This is a genomic window from Rhizobium oryzihabitans (assembly GCF_010669145.1).
GTDB lineage: Bacteria > Pseudomonadota > Alphaproteobacteria > Rhizobiales > Rhizobiaceae > Agrobacterium > Agrobacterium oryzihabitans.
This window is the reverse complement of sequence record NZ_CP048632.1, coordinates 2,361,989-2,384,926: the sequence shown is the minus strand read 5'-3', so window position 1 is coordinate 2,384,926 and position 22,938 is coordinate 2,361,989. Positions and strand designations below refer to the sequence as shown.

Sequence of the window (22,938 nt, the reverse complement as noted above, 5' to 3'; positions counted from 1 at the left end):
GTCTCGCGCAGAATGTATATGTGCTGCAGGACCACAAGCGTCTGCCGGCACGATTTTTCGCGCGCATTTCCGGGGCGCTCAACAGCCGACTTAGGCTCGCCTGACAGCACCACGCTGTCCACCGCCGTACTGAACCCTGATTTACCTTTTCCATGACAAGGCAATTGAGCCATGAGCGCATCCAGCACCCTGCCCCGCACCCTCTATGACAAGATCTGGGACGACCACGTCGTCAATCGTGATCCGGACGGTACCTGTCTTCTCTACATCGACCGTCACCTCGTCCATGAGGTGACGAGCCCGCAGGCCTTCGAAGGCCTGCGCATCGCCGGTCGACCGGTCCATTCGCCCACCCGCACACTCGCTGTCGTTGATCATAACGTGCCCACCACAGCCGACCGGCTGGAAGGCATCAAGAATGAGGAAAGCCGCATCCAGGTGGAAGCGCTTGCGCAGAACGCCAGGGATTTCGGTGTCGAATATTATTCCGAGCGTGACAAGCGCCAGGGCATCGTCCACATCGTCGGCCCTGAACAGGGCTTTACCCTGCCGGGCATGACGATCGTCTGCGGCGACAGCCACACCTCCACCCACGGCGCTTTCGGCGCGCTGGCGCATGGTATCGGCACGTCTGAAGTGGAGCATGTTCTGGCGACCCAGACACTGATCCAGAAGAAGGCCAAGAACATGCTGGTGCGTGTCGATGGCAAGGTTCCGGATGGCGTTACCGCCAAGGACATCATCCTCGCTATCATCGGTGAGATCGGCACGGCGGGTGGAACCGGCCATGTGATCGAATTTGCAGGCGAGGCGATCCGGTCACTCTCCATGGAAGGCCGCATGACGGTTTGCAACATGACCATCGAGGGCGGAGCCCGCGCCGGTCTGATCGCACCGGATGAGACCACCTTCGATTACATCAAGGGCAAGCCGCGCGCACCGCAGGGCGAAACGCTGGAACAGGCCATCGCCTATTGGAAAACGCTGAAATCCGACGAAGGCGCCCACTATGACAAGGTCGTGGTGCTCGACGCGGCCAACCTGCCGCCGATCGTCTCCTGGGGTTCTTCGCCTGAGGACGTGACTTCCGTAGAGGGCATCGTTCCCAATCCGGATGATATCGAGGAAGAAAACAAGCGTACTTCCAAGTGGCGTGCGCTGGATTATATGGGCCTGAAACCCGGCACACGCATCACCGATATTGCCATCGATCGCGTCTTCATCGGTTCCTGCACCAATGGTCGTATCGAGGATTTGCGTGCAGCCGCGAAGATCGTCGATGGCCGCAAGGTGGCTCCCACCGTTTCGGCCATGATTGTGCCCGGCTCCGGTCTCGTGAAGGAACAGGCGGAGAAGGAAGGTCTGGACAAGATCTTCCTCGAAGCCGGTTTTGAATGGCGCGAACCGGGATGCTCCATGTGCCTTGCCATGAATGACGACCGCCTGAAGCCCGGCGAACGCTGTGCCTCCACCTCGAACCGCAACTTCGAAGGCCGTCAGGGTTACAAGAGCCGCACCCACCTCGTCTCTCCCGCCATGGCGGCGGCAGCAGCCATCGCAGGTCATTTTGTCGATGTGCGTGAGTGGCAATAATTGCCGGACGACGGCTTGAACAGCAAACCCGGAGCGATCCGGGGTTTTTCTTTGAGCTTTATTCCGAAATGATCTTCACCCGCTGGCCGGGCTGAAGCGTAGCGGTGGCGCTCATCGCATTGATCATGCGGAACATGTCGAGCTTCCGGTCGGTCCCCATCATCCGCGCGGCGATCGTTGCCACGGTTTCACCGGACTTCACCGTCACCACCCGCACCCGCAGCGGCTTCAGTGAAGCGATCTCCGACGGAGTCATCTTGCGGAAGCTTGTGCGCAGCACGTTGGCGATGGAATCAAGCTGCGCATTGCCCTTCGGCACCGCCGTCAGGAAACGGAATATCTGTTGCCCGACACGAATGACGGTCACGTCGAAATCCCATTTGTCGGCGGTCGCCCGGGCTGTGGCGGCTTCCAGGCCGTTGATCTGCGTTTCCTTCACGGTTTCCGGTATCAGGCCGGCAACCCAGCCGCTGGTCAGATAATTGGCAAGGGTGGTCTGCTTCGGGTCGGCCACGCCGTCGAAACGGATCGCCATATCGCCCGGCCCCGTTGCAAGCACCGCCTCCACCTTGTTATCGATGACGAAACCTTCCGGCACGTCGAAGCGGATTCCGAGCGTTCCGTGGAGGAACGTCTGGCCCCTGACGTAACCTTCCTGCGGGCTGTCGCCATAAAGCAGGCCGTCTATGCCATCCAGAAACCAGTCGCGCCCACGGTCCCCGACCTGCCCCTCCTGGCCAAAGGCACGGGCGTGCCGGCGCGCAAGCTCGATGCGCTGCGGCGTGTTGGGGTGGCTCGAAAGGAAGTCGAGGCTCTGGTCGTTTTCCGGATCGGCCGAGGAAAAACGCGCATAGGCGGCCATGGAATCCAGAAAACGCGGCGATGCAAAGGGGTCATAACCGGCCTCACCCAACATGCGCACGCCAATCACATCCGCCTGCAATTCCTGCTGGCGCGAAAAGGCCGCGAGCCGCAGCTTGCCACGTGCAAGCGCCTGCTTGCCGGCAAGATCGCTCGACAGAACCTCGGCAACCACGCGGCTCGCAATCACCTCCGCCTCTTCCCGGCGCTGGCGCTCGATACCGTGGTTTGCGGTGACATGGCCCATCTCATGCGACAGCACGGCTGCGACTTCCGAGGCATCGTTGGCGAGCGCGAGAAGCCCGCGCGTCACGTAGAGATAACCGCCCGGCAGCGCAAAGGCGTTGATGGCAGGCGAATTGAGGATGGTGATGCGGTAGGACTGCTGCGGGTTTTCCGAAACGGCTGTCAGAGCACCGGCGATGCGCGCGACGAGCCGCTCCGTCTTCGCGTCACGATATTCGCCGCCATAACTCGCCACGATACGCGGATGTTCACGCGCGCCCATCTGGGCACGGGGATCGTTCTTCTGCACCTCTTCCACGGTCTGCGGATTGTCCGAGGGGCGCAAGGTGGACTGGTAGGCCGGGCTGAAGAGAGACTGGCACGACGACAGGAGCACAGCGGACGCCGTCAGCAAAGACCACGCGGCAGCCATCCTGCCCGAACGGCTAAGGCCTGAACGGGAGAAGAGCCTCCCCTGTGCAGTCATGCTATTTCTCATTCTCTATGCCTGCCCCTAACGTTCCTGATCATCCGTTAATTGCAGACCAGAATAACAGATTCGCCCCAACGAGCCATGAATGTCGAAACGGTAAAAACGATCCATCAAGTCCGGAATATTCCTGAAGAACGCAATAATTCTCGTCTTTTCTCGGGCAACAACTTGAAACTGGCAAGTGCAAATTAGCGCCATTGAAGTCATCTAAAGCGATTGCCAGCGAGGCGCGTCGAAAATAAGGCGATCAGCCGTTCAGAAAACTCTCCACCGCCTTCACATTTTGTGTGGCGAAGAAATCTGCGGTCGCGCCAGTGTAGACGACCCGGCCACGATCAAGAAAAACCACCCGCTGCGCCAGCTTTTTTATGTCTTCGGGATGGTGGGTGACAATAATCACCGTGTTTTTTGTTTCAGCATGCAAGTCCAGAAGCAGGGAGGCCATGCCCGCCCGCAACCCCGGATCGAGGGCCGCGAAAGGTTCGTCGAGCAGCATGACAGGTCTTTTCCGGACCAGCGCACGCGCCAGCGCCGCCCTCTGCCTTTCCCCGCCGGAAAGCGTTCCGGGCAAACGTTTGTCAAAACCGGCAAGTCCCACGCGTGTAAGCGCCACGTCGATCCTCTGCCGGTCTTCCGCCCGCAGTTTCAGCCCGGGGCTGATGCCGAGCGCGACATTGGTGAAGATATCGAGATGGGCGAAAAGATTATTGTCCTGGAAGATCGATGAAACCGGCCTTTCGGAAGGATCGAGCGCCTTCATGTCCTGCCCGCCGATCAGGACGCGCCCGGAATCGGGAACCTCGAAACCAGCGATGAGATTGAGGAGCGTCGACTTTCCCGAACCGGAGGCCCCGACCACGGCCGTCGTCTGGCCTTGCGGGAAGGTGCAATCAAGATCGAAATCCTGCGTTCCAAGCCTCAGCGTGACCTTGTCCAGCCCCACGGCAAATTCATCGCCCGTCATATGTTCGCCCTTGCTGATTGGGATTGCCGTGAAACACCGCCGGCGGCAAGCAGCAGGCAGACGATGCCAAGAATGAATGCGTATCCGGCGGCATCATTGGTGCGGTAGCTGCCCATATTGCTATAGACCAGCCATGGCAAGGTCACGAAACTTTCCGAACCGAACAGGGCAACCGCCCGAGATCGCCGAGCGAGAGGGCCATGGCAAAGGAAAACGCCATGAGTAAAGGCCGCCGCAGAACCGGCAGATCGGCAAACCGCAGCCGCGTCAGTCCCTGAAGCCCAAGGCTGGCGGAGAGCCGAGACGTGCGTAAAAAATGGCTGGTGAAGGCTGGCTCCAGCACCCGCATGGCAAGCGGCAGCGCCATCAGCATGTTGATCAGCGCCACAAGAACGGGAGCATAAACGCTGACATCTCCAAAGGGCCGCAACAGCAGGAACCACCCGCTTCCCAGCACGACGGGCGGCACCAGGAGCACAAGCGAAGACCCCGCCCGAGCGTGGTGGACAGAAATCGCAGCGGTCGGGCGGCATGCCGTCCGGAAGCCACAGCCTGGCGCGCACGGATGATCGCGAAGCAGCAGAGCACGACAAGGGCTGCGGATAGCAGGGCGATGGCAAGGCTGGTCGCAGCAGCGCGTAGGAAGATCGGCGCCGACAGCAGGCGCAGCAGGTCGGCATTCAGACCTGAGACTGTTATGGCGACAAGCGGAAGACCAATCAGCAGAACAGCAAAAGCGATGGCCATCCCGTCCCAAAGACGGGCACCAGAGCCCTTGCCGTCGAAACGGCGAATGGGACGGCCAAGCGAGGCAATTTCCGCCTCGGGCGATGGCAAAAAGGCGAGAAGGCCAAGCAGTATCGCCGTGAGGGCGATCTGCAGAACCGAAAGTGCAATCGCCCGCTGCGGATCGAAATCGAACCGGAGCGCCTGATAGATCGCCACTTCCAGTGTCGTTGCCGCCGGCCCGCCGCCCAGCAGAAGCACGAGCGTGAAGCTTGTGGCGCACAGCATGAAGACAAGCCCGGCAATGCCGGGAACCAGTCGCGAGACCGTCGGCCATTCGATGAAACGGAAAACCGCAACCGGCCCCATGCCGAGGCTCGCGGCCATGCGCCAATATTCGCCCGGAATGCGCTCCAGCCCGGCCAGCATCAGCCTCACCGCGACCGGCAGATTAAAAAACACATGCGCGATGAGGATGCCGGAAAGGCCATAAATACTGAAGGGCTCATCCGCACCTGCAAAAACAAGGGCCGTATTCAAAACACCCTGCCTGCCCCAGATGGCGATGATGCCGAAGGCGCCGACAATGACCGGCAGCCCCATCGGCACCGCCATTAGCCGGATGATCCATATCCGCCCCGGAAAATCTTGTCGGCGGGAGAGCGCCAGTGCCACCGGCAGGCCTAGAAGGATCGATAGGACGGTCGACAGCGTTGCCTGATAAAGCGTGAAACGCAGGATGCGCAGCGTATAGGCATCCATGATGCCGGCGGCGGGTGCACCGGCATCGAAAGACAGAAGGGCCGCGACAGCGAGCGCCATGAACAGGAAAACGGCGGCAAAGGCCGCCGTTCCGGCAATGATCGACCACCTGTAGTCGCGACGCAGCATCATGCGCGGGCGTGCCTCTTCCTCAATTCATGCTCATGGCTGCAAGCCATTCGTCGATCCAGGCCTTGCGGTTCTTCGCCACCTCTTCCGGGTCCATCAGGAATGTCTTCTGCGGCACGACGAGTTTGGAGAACGCCTCGGGCAGGGGCTTGGACGTTTCAGCGACCGGCATCATCCAGTTGTTTTCCGGAATGGCATCCTGAAATCCTGATGTCAGCGTGAAAGCGAGGAACTGCTTCGCCAGTTCCTTATGCGGCGCGTTTTTGAGAAGGCCGGAAACCTCGATCTGGATGTAGTGCCCCTCGGAAAAAGCCGCGGCCTGATAGCGATCCGTCTTTTCCGAGACCATGTGATAGGCAGGCGACGTGGTGTAGGAGAGCACCATCGGAACCTCACCCTTGGTGAAGAGGCCATAGGATTCCGACCAGCCCGGCGTGACGGTGAGGATGCGCTTTCTGAGCTTCGCCCAGGCTTCCGGGCCTTGTCGCCATAAACCGACTTTACCCAGAGCAGCAGGCCAAGCCCCGGCGTGGAAGTGCGCGGGTCCTGAATGGCGATCTTCTGCGAGGGGTCGCCTTCCACGAGGTCCTTGAGACTCGTCGGCGGGTTTTTCACCGTCTGCGTGTCATAGATGACGGCGAAATGCCCGTAGTCGTAGGGCACGAAAACATCGTCCTTGTAACCGCCCGGCACCTTGGCCGCCGATGCATCGATGCCGCTGACATCAAAGAGACCGGTCTGTTTCGCTTCCGCGACCAGATTGGTGTCGAGACCAACGACGACGTCCGCCTTGGACCCTGCGCCTTCAAGCTTCAGACGGTTGAGAAGCGCAACACCATCCGCCACGCCAACGAAATTGAGCGTGCATCCGCAGACCTTCTCGAAGGCTTCCTTCACCTTGGGGCCGGGACCCCATTCGGAAACGAAGCTTTCATAGGTGTAGACGGTCAGTTCCTGTTTATCTTGCGCAGCGGCAAGACCGGGCAGAAACAGCGAAGCGGCAACGAGAAAACTCGGGAAAAGACGACGGCGCACGGGTACCTCCTCATAACAAAAAGGGAAATAGCCGCTTGCCTTGAAGCCGTCTAATCCCTCCGCCGGTATGAACCGGATCAGGTTCTTCGGGTTGGCAAGCCTCTCAGCCTTTTGCACGCAAGCACAAAAGACACCCCGTTAGATCATGATGATGATGTAGTCCCGCCGTCTCTGATTGGCAAGATGGCTGCCGTCAGCCCTGCGCCGTCATATGGACCAGTTCCCAGACGTGACCGTCCGGATCCTGAAAGCTGCCGGCATACATGAAGCCATGGTCCTGAACAGGTTTCCAGCCGCTTCCGCCGGAAGCAAGCGCCGTTTCGATCATCCGGTCGATTTCTTCGCGGCTTCCCGCCGTAAGACAGGTCAACACCTCTGTGCTGCGCGTCGCATCGGCGATATCGCCATTGATGAAATCGCGAAAACGCTCTTCCTGGAGAAGCATCACGAAGATGTTCTCCTCAACGATCATGCAGAGCGTGCGGTCATCCGAATATTCCGGATTGAAGCTGAAACCGAGAGCCGTGAAGAAGCTTCTGGATGTCTCGATATTCTTGACCGGCAGATTGACGAAGATCATGCGCATTTTCTGAACTCCTCCGAACCCGCACAGGAAACGGCAATTCCGCCTCCCTGTCAAAGGCGGATGAGGCCTCAGTCAAGAAATCGCGACCGCAGTCACCCCTCAATTTCCTCGCGCAGCATCTCCAGCTCCAGCCATTCCTCTTCCATGGCTTCAAGCTTTTCGCGCAGCTTTGTCATTTCCTGCGCCAGCGTGTTGAAGGCAGCGGGATCCTTGGTGAAGAGATTGGGATCGGCCATGCGCTGCTCGCGCTTTGCGATTTCGCCCTGCGCCTTTTCCATCTCCTTGGGAAGATTTTCGAGCGCGAACTTCTGCTTGAAGGAAAGCTTGGCCTTGGCCTTTGAAGGGTCCTGCGACGCGGAAGCGGAAGGTGCGGCCTTCGCCCTTTCCTGCTTCTCCGCCTTGCGTTTTTCTTCCGCCGCACCCTTTCGCTGCGCCATCATGTCCGAATAGCCACCGGCATATTCGATCCAGCGTCCATCCGGCTGGTCCGGATTGGCGGGCGCAATGGTGGAAGTAACGGTGCGGTCGAGGAAATCGCGGTCGTGGCTGACGAGGATGACCGTGCCGGAAAAACCCGCAACGATTTCCTGCAACAGATCGAGCGTTTCAATATCGAGATCGTTGGTCGGCTCGTCGAGGATGAGCAGATTGGTCGGCTTTGCCAGAATGCGCGCCAGAATAAGACGGGCGCGCTCACCACCGGAGAGGTTGCGGATCGGCGTGCGGGCCTGTTCCGGCTGGAACAGGAAGTCCTTCATGTAACCCGTCACATGTTTCAGTTCGCCGTTGACCAGCAGATTATCGCCTCGCCCGTCGGTGAGGTAATGGGCAAGCGTATCGTTCGGATTGAGATCTTCGCGCTTCTGGTCGAGCGTCGCTATCTCGAGATTGGTGCCGAGCTTCACCGTGCCGCTGTCCGGCTCAAGCTGTCCGGTCAGCATCTTCAGAAGCGTGGTCTTGCCCGCACCATTCGGGCCGACGAGACCGATGCAATCGCCACGATGCACCCGCAGCGAAAACGGTGCGATTATCACGCGCTCGCCATAAGACTTGGTGATGGCCTCGGCCTCGATGACCAGCTTGCCGGATTCCCGCACGTCAGCGGCCGTCGCCTGCACCGCGCCCTGCGGTCCCTTGTGACCGCGATATTCCGCGCGCATGGCCTGAAGCTCGCCCACGCGGCGCATGTTGCGCTTGCGTCTGGCAGTCACGCCATAACGCATCCAGTGTTCTTCGCGCTCGATGGCCTTGCCGAGCTTGTGCTGCTCCAGTTCTTCCTCTTCCAGCACCTTGTCACGCCATTCCTCGAAATGCGCAAAGCCGCGATTGAGACGGCGCGACTGGCCGCGATCGAGCCACACGGTCGAGGTGGAGACCTTCTCCAGAAAACGCCTATCGTGCGAAATCAGCACCAACGCGCTGCGCGTCTGCTGCAATTCGCCTTCAAGCCATTCGATGGTGGGCAGGTCCAGATGGTTGGTCGGCTCGTCCAGCATCAGAATATCGGGCTCGGGCGCCATGACGCGGGCAAGGGCCGCGCGCCGCGCTTCGCCGCCGGAAAGGCTTTCCGGATGTTCCTGTCCCGTCAGCCCGAGATGCTCGAGAAGATAAGTGACACGATAGGCATCGTCTCCCGGCCCGAGCCCCGCCTCGGCATAGGCCTGCACGGTGTCGTAACCTGCAAAATCCGGCGCTTGTTCCAGATAACGGATGGTGGCGGAGGGGTGGCGGAAAACCTCGCCCGACTGCGCTTCGACCAGACCTGCGGCGATCTTCATCAGGGTCGACTTGCCGGAACCGTTGCGCCCGACAAGGCAGATGCGATCGCCCGGCTCCACCTGAAGATTGGCGCCATCGAGCAGCGGGGTCACGCCGAAAGTCAGCTTGATGTCATCGAGTTTCAAAATTGGGGGTGCCAAGGCGTCAGGCTCCGGTCAGATCATAAGGGCGGGCGAGCACGATGGCTTTGCCGCTTTTCAGCGAGAAATGCACGAGCCCGCCATTCGCGACATTGGAAATAGTGCGGGAGGAGCCGAAAGCAAGCGAGAAATCCTTGAGCGGATAACGCACATTGCCGATATCAAGCCCCGTAAGAGCGGTGAGCCCGGCAACGGAAAACAGCGAAGCGGGTGGCAGATCGATATCCAGGGAACCGGCAAGAAGCGGGCGAGCCTCCTCTTCGCCGGAGGTCAGCGTAACGTCGAGACCACGCTCAGCAAGCGCCACCGCGTAAAGAAGATGCTGAAGCGCATGGTCGCTTCTCGCCCCACCCAGTGCACCAACGAGCACCAGCGAACCCGCGCCGCGGGCAAGAGCCTCCGAGACTGCGATCTCGCCATCGGTCACGGCCTTTGCGGCCGGGTAAGGTTGGCGCTCCACATCGGGCCAGGAGCTGATCAGCTCCGCGCTGGCGGAATCGAAATCTCCCACCCAGAGCTCTGGTGTAAGATCAAGCGGTGCAGCATGGCGCATGCCGCCATCGGCCGCGATCACACGGCTGTTCGCAACCGCCAGCTTCAGGCGGTCGGTAACCGTCACATCGCCGCCAAGCAGAATGGTGAAGCGTTCTCTATCCATGCCCTGCCTTATCGCACCTCAGGCAAAAATGGAAAGGCAGAAACCCGACGAAATCAGCCGATATTGATTTTCGTCGGCTTCGGGATTATGAAACGCCTCAGTGGTGATTTGCCGACCGGCTTGCAGCCACTTTAAAGAAGTCGCTAAAGGGTCGAGGAAAAGGCAATTTCCTGGGACCGGCTGCGATTTCGCTGCCGGTTTTTTTGTTTTCGCAACGTTCTTTACGTCATCCGAAAAGAGAGTTCGACATGCCGATCAAGATTCCCGATACGCTTCCCGCCTTCGACACCCTCGTTCATGAGGGTGTGCGGGTCATGACTGAAACGGCGGCCATCCGGCAGGATATCCGCCCGCTCCAAATCGGGCTTCTCAATCTCATGCCGAACAAGATCAAGACGGAAGTGCAGATGGCGCGCCTCGTCGGTGCTTCGCCGCTGCAGGTGGAGTTTTCTCTGATACGCATCGGCGGCCACCGCGCCAAGAATACGCCGGAAGAGCACCTTCTGTCCTTCTACGAGACCTGGGAGGAAGTGCGCCACCGCAAGTTCGACGGCTTCATCATCACCGGCGCGCCCATCGAAATGCTGGACTATGAAGATGTGACCTACTGGGACGAGATGCAAAAGATTTTCGACTGGACGCAAACCAATGTCCATTCGACGCTGAACGTCTGCTGGGGCGCGATGGCCGCCATCTACCATTTCCACGGTGTGCCGAAATACGAACTGAAGGAAAAGGCTTTCGGTGTTTATCGTCACCGCAATCTCTGCCCTTCATCGATCTATCTGAACGGCTTTTCGGACGATTTCCAGGTTCCGGTCTCACGCTGGACGGAAGTGCGCCGCACTGACATCGAAAAACATCCCGAGCTCGAAATCCTGATGGAGTCAGAGGAAATGGGCGTGTGTCTGGTGCATGAGAAAGCCGGCAACCGCCTCTACATGTTCAACCACGTCGAATATGATTCCACCTCGCTTTCGGATGAATATTTCCGCGATGCGAATGCCGGCGTGCCTATCAAGCTGCCGCATGATTATTTTCCGCACAATGATCCGGAACTAGCCCCGCTCAACCGCTGGCGCAGCCACGCCCATCTATTTTTCGGCAACTGGATCAACGAGATATACCAGACGACGCCCTACGATCTCGAATCCATCGGGGAAATCGCCGCGTAAATTGCGGGATTGCGAATTGCCGGAAAATGACGCAACGTCCGCCGGCAATTCAAAGATATCGGGAGAAGGACGCCATGAGCGACGCGGCGGCACGGGAGAATTTCGGTTTCACGGCAACCGGCGAAAAGGTCGAGCGCGTCACCATCTCGAAGGGCGGCTTGACGGCCAAGGTTATCACCTGGGGAGCGGTCATTCAGGATCTGCGCCTTGAGGGCCACCAGCCGCCGCTCGTCCTCGGCTTCGATACATTCGAGGACTACAAATATTCGTCCTATTTCGGCGCCACCCCCGGCCGGAATGCCAACCGTATCGGTGATGGCAAATTCTCGATCGACGGGCATGAATACCAGCTGGAACTGAACGAAAAAGGCGTCAGCCACCTGCATGGCGGCAGCGACGGCATGGGCAAACGCAACTGGATGCTGATGGAACATGGCGAAAGCCATGCGGTTCTGCAGATCATCGATCCCGATGGCCGCGCCGGTTATCCCGGCAATTGCACTGTTACCGCCACCTATACGATCCGCGACGGCGGCGTGCTTTCGGTGGTCTATGAAACGGTGACTGACAAGCCGACCATCGCCAATGTCTGCCAGCACTCCTATTTCAATCTCGATGGCGCAGATACCGCATTGGGGCATGAGATCAGCATCGCCGCCGACTTTTACCTGCCGACCAACGACAAGCAGATACCGACCGGCGAAATCCGCTCCGTCGAGGGCACCGTCTTCGACCTGCGACACCCGACGCCGATGCGGCGCAAGGAGAATGGCGAGCAGGTTCTCTACGACCACAATTTTTGCCTTTCACCAGAGCGTCGCGCCAAGCGCAAGGTTGCCCGCGCCTATTCGCCCGCCTCCGATATCGCGCTTGAGGTTCACACCACCGAACCCGGCGTGCAATTCTATTCGGCCTTCAAGCTGAACGTTCCCGTTGCGGGTCTCGATGGCCGCCACTACGGCCCCTTTGCCGGTTTTTGTCTGGAAACGCAGATATGGCCGGACGCCGTTAATCACCCCGATTTTCCGCACGCGATCCTTCGGCCGGGCGAAACGCTGCGTCAGGAAACCGATTATATTTTCAAGAAGGGCTGAGGTGGCGGGCTGGCGTCAGTCCAGCACGCAGCCGACATAAGCCCCGGAGGCCCGGGCGCGTCGTTCTATAAGGCCGGCAAGTCTTTGCAGGCCACGACCCGGCTTGCCGGCGACACGGTCGATGGGATTGGGCAGGGAAACGGCGAGCAGCGCTGCCTGACGGGAACTGAGCTTTGCAGCCGGCACCTTGAAATGATGTTGCGCCGCCGCCTCAATGCCGTAAATGCCAGGCCCCCATTCGGCAACGTTGAGATAAATTTCCATCATCCGCTTTTTCGACCAGACGAAATCGGCCGCAATCGCCAGCGGCAGTTCCAGCCCCTTACGCAGGAAAGAACGGCCGTTCCATAAAAACAGGTTCTTGGCTGTCTGCATCGGAATAGTGCTGGCACCGCGGGTGGAGGCGCCGTCGAGCGCATTGCTGACGACGGACTGCATCTGGTTCCAGTCAACGCCGCCATGGAAACAGAATTGCCCGTCCTCGGACATCATCACGGATTGAACGAGGCGCGGTGAGATATCCTCAAGCGGCACCCAGCGCCGGTCATAACCCTGCAAGGTCACCAGATCGGCAAGCATCAGCGTCGAGACCGGCCGGATGAAAGGCAGCGCATAAACCGGGATCAGCAGATAGGGCAGGATCAGCAATGCCAGCAAGGTCAAGAAGATACGCTTTGCCAACGTGCGAAAATCCACCTTCGGACTGCTCCGGTCTTCCGCCAGCACGGCGTAATCTGCGTCGCTTTCAGGCGTACTGCTCAATATTCGTCAAAGCCCCGCACCAATCGAAGCCTTTCATATTCCATTGCCGGCTTCAAGGCGAGTCCGGTCAAACAGTTGACCTCAGGAATCACGAAAAGGTTGCCTGACCCCGCGCGGCATGCCAAAGAGCGCGACATGGACGCTCAGATGACGAATTTCGAAACACGGCTGCGCGATAACGCGGCAAAGACCGAATCCCTGCTTGGTCGCCTGCTGTCCGCAGAGGCGCGCGCGGATGAGATTACGCGCCCGCAAAACCTGCTCGACGCCATGCGTCATGGTGTGCTGAACGGCGGCAAACGTCTGCGGCCTTTCCTCGTCATTGAAAGCGCTGCCCTTTTGGGCGGAGATGCCGATGCTGCCCTTTATGTCGGCGCTGCACTTGAATGCCTCCATTGTTATTCGCTGGTGCATGACGATCTTCCAGCCATGGACGATGACGATCTGCGTCGCGGCCAGCCGACCGTGCATCGCAAATTCGATGAGGCGACTGCCATTCTCGCCGGCGACAGCCTGCTGACGCTCGCCTTCGACATCATCGCGTCGGACGAAAATCCGCTCTCGGCAGATCGCAAGGCCGCTCTCGTGCTGTCACTCGCCCGCGCAGCGGGTATCGGCGGGATGGCCGGCGGTCAGGCGCTCGATCTCGCTGCGGAAAAGAAGGCTCCGGACGAAGCAGGCATTGTTACATTGCAGGCTATGAAAACCGGTGCGCTGCTGCGTTTCGCCTGCGAAGCCGGCGCGATCATCGCCGGCAGCGATATTTCCGAAAGGCAAAGACTGCGCCTCTTCGGTGAAAAGATCGGCCTCGCCTTCCAGCTTGCCGACGATCTCCTCGACCTGACGGCCGATGCCGCCACCATGGGCAAGGCAACCGGCAAGGACGCCGCACGCGGCAAGGGAACGCTGGTGGCGCTGCGCGGTGAGGACTGGGCGCGCGGCAAACTTCAGGAACTGGTGGCGGAAGCCGGTGAACTCCTGGCCCCCTATGGCGAAAAGGCCGCGATTCTCATCGCGGCCGCAAGATTCATCGCCGAGCGAAAAAGCTGACAAGGTTCTCGTAGCGTCTTCCGTCATGCCGGACTAGATCCGGCATCCAGTCACGGCGCGTCTGCGTCGTGACGGGAGTCTTTCGCGATCAAGGACTTGATCGCGCTGGACCCCGGATCTAGTCCGGGGTGACGGTAGGAAAGCTACGTGCGCTTTAGCCCTTGAGCGGCGAAATCAGCACTTCGACGCGACGGTTCTGGGCGCGACCATCCGGCGTTGCATTCGAAGCGATCGGCTGCGACGGACCGAAGCCGAGCGTCGAAATACGGCGCTGATCGACGCCGCGTGCGCCAAGATAATTGGCAACCGAGGCGGCACGACGCTCCGAGAGGCCCTGATTGTAGCCGGGGCTGCCGGTGGAATCGGTATGGCCGTTGATGTCGATCAGCGTGCGGTTGAACTTGTTCAGCACGATGCCAACGGAATCGAGCGTCTGATAGAACGGCGGAATGACCTGATCCTGATCCGTCGCGAAGGTGATGTTCGACGGCATGTTGAGAACGATGCTGTCGCCACGGCGGCTAACAGAAACGCCCGTGCCCTGAAGCTGGGCGCGCAATTCGGCTTCCTGACCATCCATGTAATTGCCGATGGCGCCACCGGCAAGCGCACCGATACCGGCACCGATGAGGGCTGCGTTACGGCGACCCGTCGGCGAACCGCCGACAGCCAGACCACCGAGAGCACCGACGACAGCGCCGATGCCGGCGCCGCCCGCCGTGTTCGACATCTTCTGCTCGCCGGTATAGGGGTCGGTGGTGGTGCAGGAGGAAAGATAGGTCGCGCAAAGGGCAACGATCGCAATTTTCTTGATCATGTAGTTTGATGCTCCGAAGGGTTCAGGAGGTATGACAGTGGAATTCCGGTTTCACGGTACTCTTTACTCCGCCGCATCTTTCCGGCCAAAACGCTTTTCGATGTAATCGATCACAAGCGCTTCAAAATCGGCGGCGATATTGGGCCCACGCAGGGTAAGAGCCTTTTCGCCGTCGATGAAGACTGGAGCGGCGGGGCTCTCGCCGGTTCCGGGCAGCGAAATGCCGATATCGGCATGTTTGCTTTCGCCGGGGCCATTCACGATGCAGCCCATGACGGCAACATTGAGCGCCTCGACGCCGGGATATTTCTCACGCCAGAGCGGCATATTCTTGCGAATGTCGTTCTGAATGTTCTGGGCAAGTTCCTGGAAGACGGTGGACGTGGTGCGCCCGCAGCCGGGACATGCCGCAACGACCGGAATGAACTGGCGAAAACCCATGACCTGCAGCAATTCCTGCGCCACCTGCACCTCGCGGGTGCGGTCACCATTCGGCTCCGGTGTCAGCGAGACGCGGATCGTGTCGCCAATGCCGTGCTGCAGCACGTAACCCATGGCGGCAGAAGAGGCGACAATACCCTTGGAACCCATGCCCGCTTCGGTAAGACCGAGATGCAGGGCGTGGTTGGATCGCTCCGACAGCATCGAATAAACCGCGATCAGATCCTGCACCTGGCTGACCTTGGCAGAAAGGATGATGCGGTTGCGCGGCAGGCCGATCTCTTCGGCAAGCTCGGCGGAGATCAGCGCCGACTGGACGATGGCCTCACGGGTGACCTGACGGGCGGAGAGCGGAAAACCCTCCTCCTTGTTCTTGTCCATCAGCGTCGTCAGCAATTCCTGGTCAAGCGATCCCCAGTTCACACCGATGCGAACCGGCTTGTCGTAGCGGATGGCCATTTCGACGATTTCGCCGAACTGCTTGTCCTTCTTGTCCTTGAAGCCGACATTGCCGGGATTGATGCGGTATTTCGCCAGAGCTTCCGCACAGGCCGGATGATCCGCCAGAAGCTTGTGGCCGATATAGTGGAAATCACCGATCAACGGCACATCCATGCCAAGACGCAGCAGCCGCTCGCGGATTTTCGGCACGGCTGCGGCGCTCTCGTCCCGGTCAACGGTGATGCGCACCATTTCCGAACCAGCCTGGAAAAGCGCCGCCACCTGCTGCACAGTGGCGTCAATATCCGCGGTGTCGGTATTGGTCATGGATTGCACGACAACGGGCGCGCCGCCCCGACGATGACGCCGCCCACGTCGACGGCGACGGATGCGCGGCGGGGCTTTGGATCGTAATCGGCGTGTGACGTCATGGCGGTCTCTGGAGCTTGCGGCAAGGTCTGGCAATTGAGGTGAAACAAGGGGGCCTCCTTGTCAACACCCAACGCGTAAGAGCTTCTACTTTACCGCAATCATGGCAAAATTCGAGACGCCTATTCCTTGCCAGCGCCATCCGCATGCCGGGCAAGCCGCGAAAGCAGCAAAACCACCACATGCAGCAACGGCAGAGCGAGAAAGACGCTGGCAAGGCCGGTATGTTCGGCAATGAAGCCGATGGCCGAGGGCGCTACCAGAATGCCGGAATAACCCATGGTGGTGACGACCGACAGGCCGATGCCGGGTGCCAGCCCGGGCATGTTGCCCGCAGCCGAAAAGGCGATCGGAACCATGTTGGAAATACCAATACCGGCAATGGCGAAACCGATAATCACGAAAGTGGAATTTCCCGCAAGACCGGCAATCAGAAGACCGGTGATCGACATGACCGAGCAGAAACGCAGGGTCCGGACGGCCCCGAACCTGTCGCGCACCAGATCGCCGGCAAAACGCATGATCGCCATGGTCATGGAAAATGCAGCGAAGGCGAAACCGGACTGCGAGACGGAAGCACCGAGTTCGTTGCGCAGATAAAGAGCACCCCAATCGAGGATCGCACCTTCCGGGATCATCGAAAACAACGCCATCAGGCCGATGATCCACGGCAAGGGTGTCAGCGGCAAGCCGCCCTTCGGGCGCTCTTCCTCGGCGTGCGGACGATCCGCAAGAACACGCGGCCATGCAATGACCAGCAGGACAAGGGCGATAATTGTCAGTGCAATCGCGTGACCCTGAACGCCGATTGCCGTGATGAGGTAACCGCCAAGACCGGCACCGATCAGGCCGCCGAGGCTCCAGAAGGCATGGCACGACGACATGATGGCGCGGCGCATGTCACGCTCGACCGCCACGGCATTGGCGTTCATGGCGACATCCATCGCCCCCGTCAAACCGCCGAACAGGAAAACCGCGATCACTCCCGCCCAGATCGTGCCTGCCCAGGAGATGAAAAGCAGTGTCGGCAGGAAGATCGCTGCTGTCACGAGACTGACCGTGCGCGATCCGAAACGGGCGATCTGGGAACCGGCGATCGGCATGAAAACCAGCGAACCGATGCCAAAAACCAGAATGATCAGGCCGAGCGCACTTTCGCTTAGGGATAAACGCGCCGCAAACTCCGGAATCTTCGGGGCCCAGGACCCCATCATGAAACCGTTCATCAAAAACAGCAGGGACACACCAAGCCTGTGGCGCGTCAGATAGGATGAGCGCTTCACCGTTGGCGAAAATGTCGTGGGGCCGTTCATCGGCAATATCCTTCAGACTTGACCATGGGAAAATCGAACGGCGTCATCATCGCCGCAGTGAAGCTGTACACCTCTTGCCGACAGCGCCTCGATCAGTGCCGGGTCGGCATCATGTTCGAGCACCAGGGAAAGGGGCGGGGAAAAATCATGCACGTGAAAAGCCGCTCTGTGGCCAAGCTTTTCCGTGGTAACGGCGGCGACAATCCGCTGGCTGGCGCTGCAGGCGAGCCGCTTGAACACGGCATCCTCGAAAACATCCGCCGAAAGGCCGGTCTCGTCCGCGACGCCGCAAACGCCGAGAATACAGAGATCGGGCCGCATCAATTCAAGTTGCCGCAAAGCCATGGCGTCGATCGCAGCGCCAACGGCCGGATCGACCTTGCCGCCGATCAGCACCAGATCGATATCGGCTCGCCCCGTCAGTTCGGCGGCGATGGCCGGCGTATTCGTCACCACGGTCAAGTTAAGACCGGCGGGGATCGCTCTGGCGATGGCCAGATTGGTGGAGCCGGCATCGATGAAAACGACCATGCCCGGCTCGAGAAGTGGAATGGCTGCGCGCGCCAGCGAAGCCTTGCGGTCGGCATCCTCGGCAATACGCGTCTTCAGCGGCACGGTCGTGCTATCGGAAAGCAAAGCCCCGCCATAAACCCGCAGGCATTCGCCACGCGCCGCCATCTCGCGCAGATCCCGGCGGACCGTGTCTTCGGAGACACCGAAGTTCTGCGCAAGATCCTGCGCGAGCACACGGCCGCTTTGCCGCAACTGCGCAAGGATGAGCGCCTGGCGCTCGCTGACAAAATGATCGTTCATAGGGACTCATGCATAAACAGGAATAAACGTGCACGAACATGCATAATTGAGTTTTAGCAAAGGCGCAACAGCAAAACGCCCGCCAAAGGGCGGGCGTCTATACCGACAGGTAAAATGTCACGCGTCAGCGCATCATTCGGCGTAGGAGATCAGCAGGTCCTTCGCGTCGATCTGGTCACCGGGGCGCACCAGAACCTCGGCGATTTTGCCGTCACGTTCGGCGTGAAGCGCTGTTTCCATCTTCATGGCCTCGATGGACAGGAGCACGTCACCGGCCTTGACCTCCTGACCCTGATTGATGAAGACGCGGCTGATCACGCCCGGCATCGGCGCGCCGATATGCGACGCATTGCCGGGTTCAGCCTTGCGGCGGACCGCAGAACCCGATGCGCCATGGGCGCGGTCCGGCACCTTGATGCGGCGCGGCTGGCCGTTGATCTCGAAGAACACCGTCACCATGCCCTTGTCATCCGTGCCGGATGAGGCCTGATTGACGATGACCAGCGTCTTGCCGCGTTCGATATCGGCAAACAGCTCCTCCCCATCCTCCATGCCGTAGAAATAGGCATGAGTGGGCAGGACCGAGACCGGACCATAGGTCTCGGCAGTGAGCGCAAAATCGGTGAACACTTTCGGGTACATCAGATAGGACGCGAATTCGAAGTCGTTCACGGAGCGCTCGAGCTTGGTTTCGATCGCCTTTCTTTCCGCATCGAGGTCGGCATCCGGCAGCAGCGAACCGGGACGCACGGTGTAGGGCGCCTCACCTTTCAGCGCCTTTTTCTGCAGGGCTTCCGGCCAGCCGCCCGGCGACTGTCCAAGATCGCCCTTCAGCATCGAAACCACCGAGTCCGGGAACGACACTTCACGATCAGGGTTCTCGACATCGGCAACCGTCAGATCCTGGCTCACCATCATCAGCGCCATATCGCCGACGACCTTGGAAGACGGCGTTACCTTGACGATATCGCCGAACATGCGGTTGGCATCGGCATAGGCCTGCGCCACCTCGTGCCAGCGGCTCTCCAGGCCAAGCGAGCGCGCCTGTTCCTTGAGATTGGTGAACTGGCCGCCCGGCATTTCATGCAGATAGACTTCCGAGGCCGGTCCTTTGAGGTCGCTTTCGAAAGCCGCATACTGGTTGCGCGCCGCCTCCCAGTAGAAGGAGATGCGACGGATCCATTCGGGATCAAGACCGGTATCCCGCTCCGACCCGGCCAGCGCCTCGACGATGGAGCCAAGGCAGGGCTGGGATGTATTGCCAGAAAGCGCGTCCATGGCGGCATCCACCGCATCCACGCCCGCATCGACGGCGGCAAGCACGGTCGCAGCCGCAATGCCGGATGTGTCATGGGTGTGGAAATGGATCGGCAGGCTGGTCGCCTCCCGCAGCGCCTTGAACAGCACCCTGGCAGCGGCAGGCTTCAGAAGCCCCGCCATATCCTTGACGGCGATGATATTGGCGCCCGCACGTTCCAGCTCAGCGGCGAGATTGGTGTAATATTTCAGGTCGTATTTCGGGCGCGCCGAATTGAGGATATCGCCGGTATAGCAGATGGCCGCTTCGCAGAGCTTGTTCTCCTCGGCGATTGCGTCCATCGAGACGCGCATATTCTCCACCCAGTTGAGGCAGTCGAACACACGGAACAGGTCGATACCGCCCCTTGCGGCCTGGCGGACGAAATATTTCACGACATTGTCGGGATAGTTCTTGTATCCGACGCCGTTCGCACCGCGCAGCAGCATTTGCAGAAGCAGGTTCGGCGCACCCTCGCGGACCAGCGCCAGGCGCTCCCACGGGTCTTCGGTCAGGAAGCGCATGGAAACGTCGAAGGTTGCACCACCCCAGCATTCCAGCGACAGAAGCTGCGGCAACGCCTTGGCGTAAACGCTCGCCACACCGGCAATGTCGTGCGTGCGCATGCGCGTGGCCAGCAGCGACTGATGGCCGTCGCGCATCGTCGTATCGGTCACCAGCACCCGCTTTTCATTGCGCATCCAGTCGGAAAAACCCTTCGGTCCCAGCCGGTCGAGCAACTGCTTCGTACCATCCGGCGTCGGCGCGTCGATATAGGGCACGACTGGCTGCGCCGCATTCGACGGCGGCCTGACGCGGCCCTTGGTTTCCGGATGGCCGTTCACCGTAACATCCGCAAGATAGGTCAGCAGCTTGGTAGCGCGGTCCTGACGCTTGACCTGCGCGAACAGTTCCGGCGTCGAATCGATGAAGCGGGTCGTATAGGTGTTGTTGAGGAAACTCGGATGGCCGATGATGGCTTCGAGGAAGGTCAGGTTGGTCGCTACGCCGCGGATACGGAATTCGCGCAGCGCGCGGTCCATGCGGCTGATCGCTTCGTCCGGCTGCGGCGCCCAGGCCGTTACCTTGACCAGCAGCGGATCGTAATAGCGGGTGATGATCGCTCCCGAATAGGACGTGCCGCCATCCAGACGAATGCCGAAGCCGGACGCCGAGCGATAAGCGGTGATACGGCCATAATCCGGAATGAAGTTGTGTTCCGGATCTTCCGTGGTGATGCGGCACTGCAGCGCATGCCCGTTGAGGCGAATATCTTCCTGCTTCGGCACGCCCGATTCCGGCGTGCCGATTGCGGCACCTTCCAGAATATGGATCTGCGCCTTGACGATATCGATACCGGTCACGACTTCGGTGACGGTATGTTCCACCTGAATGCGTGGATTGACCTCGATGAAGTAGAATTTGCCGGTATCGGCATCCATCAGATATTCGACCGTGCCGGCGCCGATATAATTTGTCGCGGCTGCGATCTTCAGCGAATAGGCTGCCAGTTCCTGGCGCTGCGCTTCGCTGAGGTAAGGTGCGGGTGCACGCTCAACCACTTTTTGATTGCGGCGCTGAATAGAACAATCGCGCTCGAACAGATGCACGACATTGCCGTGTGTATCGCCGAGAACCTGGCTCTCGACGTGGCGGGCGCGCTCCACCAGCTTTTCGAGATAGACCTCGTCCTTGCCGAAGGCGGCCTTCGCCTCGCGCTTGGCCTCTGTCACCTCACGCGCCAGGTCTTCCTTTTTGCGGATGGCGCGCATGCCGCGGCCGCCGCCGCCCCAGGAGGCCTTCAGCATGACGGGATAACCGATTTCTTCGGCCATGCGCTCGACTTGCGCAATATCGTCCGGCAGCGGATCGGTGGCGGGAACAACGGGTACATCAACCGAAATGGCAAGATTGCGGGCAGCCACCTTGTTGCCGAGCTGGCGCATCGTATCCGCCGTCGGTCCTATGAAGGTGATACCCGCCTTGTTGCAGGCCTCTACGAATTCAGGACTTTCGGACAGAAGGCCATAGCCGGGATGGATCGCGTCGGCTCCCGAAAGCTTGGCGACGCGGATAACCTCCTCGATCGAAAGATAACTTTCGATCGGTCCCATATCCTTGGCAAGATGAGGGCCTCTGCCGACCTGATAACTTTCATCCGCCTTGAAGCGGTGCAAAGACAGCTTGTCCTCTTCCGCCCAGATCGCGACGGTTTTTATCCCCAGCTCATTCGCTGCCCGGAAAACGCGGATCGCAATTTCGGATCGGTTGGCAACAAGTATTTTCGATATTTTCAAGACGGTCTCCCCACACGCCAAAACAAAATTTCTGCTGCACTGCGGAATTAAGCAGCAAAACCCGGTCTTGGAAAGGGCAATTCGGGAGAGAACCGTCCTGTCGCCGCTAGCTCAGCAGGCCGTGGCGAAAAGCGAGCGCGACTGTATGCTGCCGGTTCTTGGCGCTGAACCGGCGCTGGATTCCGTTGATATACCAGTCGACCGTATGGTTGGAGATCGATAGCTGGCGTCCGATTTCGGTCGAGGTCATGCCATCAGCCATCAGCGTCAGCACCTCCATTTCCCGTTTCGTCAACTCGAGAGCGGAAACATCCGGGGAATTGTTGAGGCCGTGAGCCTGACCGGAAAGATCGAGCAGGCGCCAGAATACCGCACGCGTGGCCGCATCCAGCAGTTCGACCTGGAGCGAGGGCAATTGCCTGTCCTGACCACCAATGAACACCGCGCCGATAAATCCGGCGCGCCCATGCACGGGAAAGGCATAACCGCCCTGCAGGCCATAGCGGCCGGCATCGTTAAAAAACACGCTTGCCCTTTTCCGATGCATGGCGCGGGGCAGGCCTTCGAGAGCCTCTTTCCATTGAAACGGCTTATGCACCATGCCGATCACCTTGCGGACGGGATCGACGAGATTGTATTTCTTGGCCCTGTAGACCTCGATCCAGCCTTCGGGAGATGTTGCGCGAGAATCTGGCCGGTGGAGGCAAGCTCCCCGGTCATTCGCCTGCTGACGAGGAAATATTCGAAACCATATTCGCGAATAAGCGTTGCGAATTCAGAGCGAACGCGCTCGGCGCTTCCCGCCTGGTAACACGCAGAGATGAAGTGAAGGATATCGTGCATTAAAGACACATGGCCCGGAGCTTGACTTGAAAGGAATGACCGAAGGACATGGTCCCGCGATGACGTCATGTTACTCGGGCGCCGGTCGGATGAGATTGATCATGTCATCGTTAGCAATCCCTGAAACGAACATGCAAAATCTTGTGACGACGCCTCTGGAAATGTCGGGTTCGGTTTTTTTTCGGTTCGCACGCGCGGTCAGTTTGTTAAGCCGC

The 22,938-nt window shown here is 59.7% G+C and carries 15 protein-coding genes, 3 pseudogenes and 2 riboswitches; of the genes and pseudogenes, 4 read left to right on the top strand and 14 right to left on the bottom strand.

Features of this window, described 5'->3' with window-relative positions; genetic code table 11:
- Positions 1-171: 171 nt before the first annotated feature.
- Positions 172-1,593 carry a 3-isopropylmalate dehydratase large subunit gene (leuC, locus tag G3A56_RS12225; protein ID WP_003492521.1) on the top strand — a complete coding sequence of 474 codons (1,422 nt, stop codon included), beginning with the start codon at positions 172-174 and terminating at the stop codon, positions 1,591-1,593.
- A gap of 58 nt (positions 1,594-1,651) precedes the next feature.
- Here the strand turns inward: leuC and G3A56_RS12220 are convergent, their stop codons facing one another.
- The 7 genes and pseudogenes from G3A56_RS12220 to G3A56_RS12190 all read right to left on the bottom strand — a co-directional run bounded on the left by G3A56_RS12220 (position 1,652) and on the right by G3A56_RS12190 (position 9,951).
- Complete coding sequence (locus G3A56_RS12220) at positions 1,652-3,112, bottom strand: M48 family metalloprotease (RefSeq protein WP_003492523.1); 1,461 nt, start codon at positions 3,110-3,112, stop codon at positions 1,652-1,654.
- A gap of 307 nt (positions 3,113-3,419) precedes the next feature.
- Positions 3,420-4,136, bottom strand: coding sequence for a thiamine ABC transporter ATP-binding protein (locus G3A56_RS12215; RefSeq protein ID WP_082183149.1), 717 nt, complete (start codon positions 4,134-4,136; stop codon positions 3,420-3,422).
- A pseudogene (gene thiP / locus G3A56_RS12210) lies at positions 4,133-5,756 on the bottom strand (thiamine/thiamine pyrophosphate ABC transporter permease ThiP). The gene G3A56_RS12215 and the pseudogene thiP overlap by 4 nt, the downstream one beginning before the upstream one ends.
- A 19-nt stretch (positions 5,757-5,775) precedes the next feature.
- A pseudogene (thiB, locus tag G3A56_RS12205) lies at positions 5,776-6,788 on the bottom strand (thiamine ABC transporter substrate binding subunit).
- 37 nt (positions 6,789-6,825) lie between these two features.
- A riboswitch (TPP riboswitch) is annotated at positions 6,826-6,936 on the bottom strand.
- Positions 6,937-6,981: 45 nt separating this feature from the next.
- Positions 6,982-7,374 carry a VOC family protein gene (locus tag G3A56_RS12200; RefSeq protein ID WP_035221756.1) on the bottom strand — a complete coding sequence of 131 codons (393 nt, stop codon included), beginning with the start codon at positions 7,372-7,374 and terminating at the stop codon, positions 6,982-6,984.
- 92 nt (positions 7,375-7,466) lie between these two features.
- The gene (locus tag G3A56_RS12195) at positions 7,467-9,293 is read right to left on the bottom strand and encodes an ABC-F family ATP-binding cassette domain-containing protein (protein ID WP_082183155.1); all 1,827 of its coding nucleotides are present in this window, start codon (positions 9,291-9,293) and stop codon (positions 7,467-7,469) included.
- A 4-nt stretch (positions 9,294-9,297) separates the two neighbouring features.
- Positions 9,298-9,951 carry a thiamine diphosphokinase gene (locus G3A56_RS12190; protein WP_082183158.1) on the bottom strand — a complete coding sequence of 218 codons (654 nt, stop codon included), beginning with the start codon at positions 9,949-9,951 and terminating at the stop codon, positions 9,298-9,300.
- 90 nt (positions 9,952-10,041) lie between these two features.
- Positions 10,042-10,118: riboswitch (SAM riboswitch) on the top strand.
- Positions 10,119-10,199: 81 nt separating this feature from the next.
- Between G3A56_RS12190 and metA the strand changes: the two genes are divergently transcribed.
- Positions 10,200-11,126 (top strand): homoserine O-acetyltransferase MetA, encoded by a 927-nt coding sequence (gene metA, locus G3A56_RS12185; protein ID WP_082183160.1) that lies wholly within the window; start codon positions 10,200-10,202, stop codon positions 11,124-11,126.
- Positions 11,127-11,200: 74 nt separating this feature from the next.
- Positions 11,201-12,220, top strand: coding sequence for an aldose epimerase family protein (locus G3A56_RS12180; RefSeq protein WP_082183163.1), 1,020 nt, complete (start codon positions 11,201-11,203; stop codon positions 12,218-12,220).
- A gap of 15 nt (positions 12,221-12,235) precedes the next feature.
- Here G3A56_RS12180 and mtgA read toward each other — a convergent pair whose 3' ends face one another.
- On the bottom strand, positions 12,236-12,946 hold the full coding sequence (gene mtgA / locus G3A56_RS12175) for a monofunctional biosynthetic peptidoglycan transglycosylase (RefSeq protein WP_003492542.1): 711 nt from the start codon (positions 12,944-12,946) through the stop codon (positions 12,236-12,238).
- Between the two features lie 171 nt (positions 12,947-13,117).
- Between mtgA and G3A56_RS12170 the strand changes: the two genes are divergently transcribed.
- Positions 13,118-14,032 (top strand): polyprenyl synthetase family protein, encoded by a 915-nt coding sequence (locus tag G3A56_RS12170; protein WP_082183165.1) that lies wholly within the window; start codon positions 13,118-13,120, stop codon positions 14,030-14,032.
- Positions 14,033-14,186: 154 nt separating this feature from the next.
- On the opposite strand, the gene G3A56_RS12165 is transcribed toward G3A56_RS12170, so the two are convergent.
- The 6 genes and pseudogenes from G3A56_RS12165 to G3A56_RS12140 form a co-directional block, all read right to left on the bottom strand.
- Positions 14,187-14,849: a YiaD family glycine zipper/OmpA-like lipoprotein gene (locus G3A56_RS12165; protein WP_003492547.1), complete on the bottom strand. Its 663-nt coding sequence runs from the start codon at positions 14,847-14,849 to the stop codon at positions 14,187-14,189.
- 63 nt (positions 14,850-14,912) lie between these two features.
- A pseudogene (gene ispG, locus G3A56_RS12160) lies at positions 14,913-16,162 on the bottom strand (flavodoxin-dependent (E)-4-hydroxy-3-methylbut-2-enyl-diphosphate synthase).
- A gap of 120 nt (positions 16,163-16,282) precedes the next feature.
- On the bottom strand, positions 16,283-17,473 hold the full coding sequence (locus G3A56_RS12155; protein ID WP_082183167.1) for an MFS transporter: 1,191 nt from the start codon (positions 17,471-17,473) through the stop codon (positions 16,283-16,285).
- Positions 17,474-17,485: 12 nt separating this feature from the next.
- Positions 17,486-18,286 (bottom strand): DeoR/GlpR family DNA-binding transcription regulator, encoded by an 801-nt coding sequence (locus G3A56_RS12150; protein ID WP_082183170.1) that lies wholly within the window; start codon positions 18,284-18,286, stop codon positions 17,486-17,488.
- A gap of 132 nt (positions 18,287-18,418) precedes the next feature.
- On the bottom strand, positions 18,419-21,880 hold the full coding sequence (pyc, locus tag G3A56_RS12145; RefSeq protein ID WP_137067561.1) for a pyruvate carboxylase: 3,462 nt from the start codon (positions 21,878-21,880) through the stop codon (positions 18,419-18,421).
- Between the two features lie 106 nt (positions 21,881-21,986).
- The gene (locus G3A56_RS12140; protein ID WP_246231315.1) at positions 21,987-22,541 is read right to left on the bottom strand and encodes a helix-turn-helix transcriptional regulator; all 555 of its coding nucleotides are present in this window, start codon (positions 22,539-22,541) and stop codon (positions 21,987-21,989) included.
- Positions 22,542-22,938 lie beyond the last annotated feature (397 nt).

Excerpts from the sequence above, each read along its gene's own strand:
- G3A56_RS12200 (WP_035221756.1), bottom strand. The coding sequence starts at position 7,374 with ATGCGCATGATCTTCGTCAATCTGCCGGTCAAGAATATCGAGACATCC.
- G3A56_RS12165 (WP_003492547.1), bottom strand. The coding sequence starts at position 14,849 with ATGATCAAGAAAATTGCGATCGTTGCCCTTTGCGCGACCTATCTTTCC.
- G3A56_RS12215 (WP_082183149.1), bottom strand. The coding sequence starts at position 4,136 with ATGACGGGCGATGAATTTGCCGTGGGGCTGGACAAGGTCACGCTGAGG.
- G3A56_RS12155 (WP_082183167.1), bottom strand. The coding sequence starts at position 17,473 with ATGAACGGCCCCACGACATTTTCGCCAACGGTGAAGCGCTCATCCTAT.
- G3A56_RS12170 (WP_082183165.1), top strand. The coding sequence starts at position 13,118 with ATGGACGCTCAGATGACGAATTTCGAAACACGGCTGCGCGATAACGCG.
- G3A56_RS12150 (WP_082183170.1), bottom strand. The coding sequence starts at position 18,286 with ATGAACGATCATTTTGTCAGCGAGCGCCAGGCGCTCATCCTTGCGCAG.
- G3A56_RS12180 (WP_082183163.1), top strand. The coding sequence starts at position 11,201 with ATGAGCGACGCGGCGGCACGGGAGAATTTCGGTTTCACGGCAACCGGC.
- G3A56_RS12190 (WP_082183158.1), bottom strand. The coding sequence starts at position 9,951 with ATGGATAGAGAACGCTTCACCATTCTGCTTGGCGGCGATGTGACGGTT.
- metA (WP_082183160.1), top strand. The coding sequence starts at position 10,200 with ATGCCGATCAAGATTCCCGATACGCTTCCCGCCTTCGACACCCTCGTT.
- leuC (WP_003492521.1), top strand. The coding sequence starts at position 172 with ATGAGCGCATCCAGCACCCTGCCCCGCACCCTCTATGACAAGATCTGG.
- G3A56_RS12220 (WP_003492523.1), bottom strand. The coding sequence starts at position 3,112 with ATGGCTGCCGCGTGGTCTTTGCTGACGGCGTCCGCTGTGCTCCTGTCG.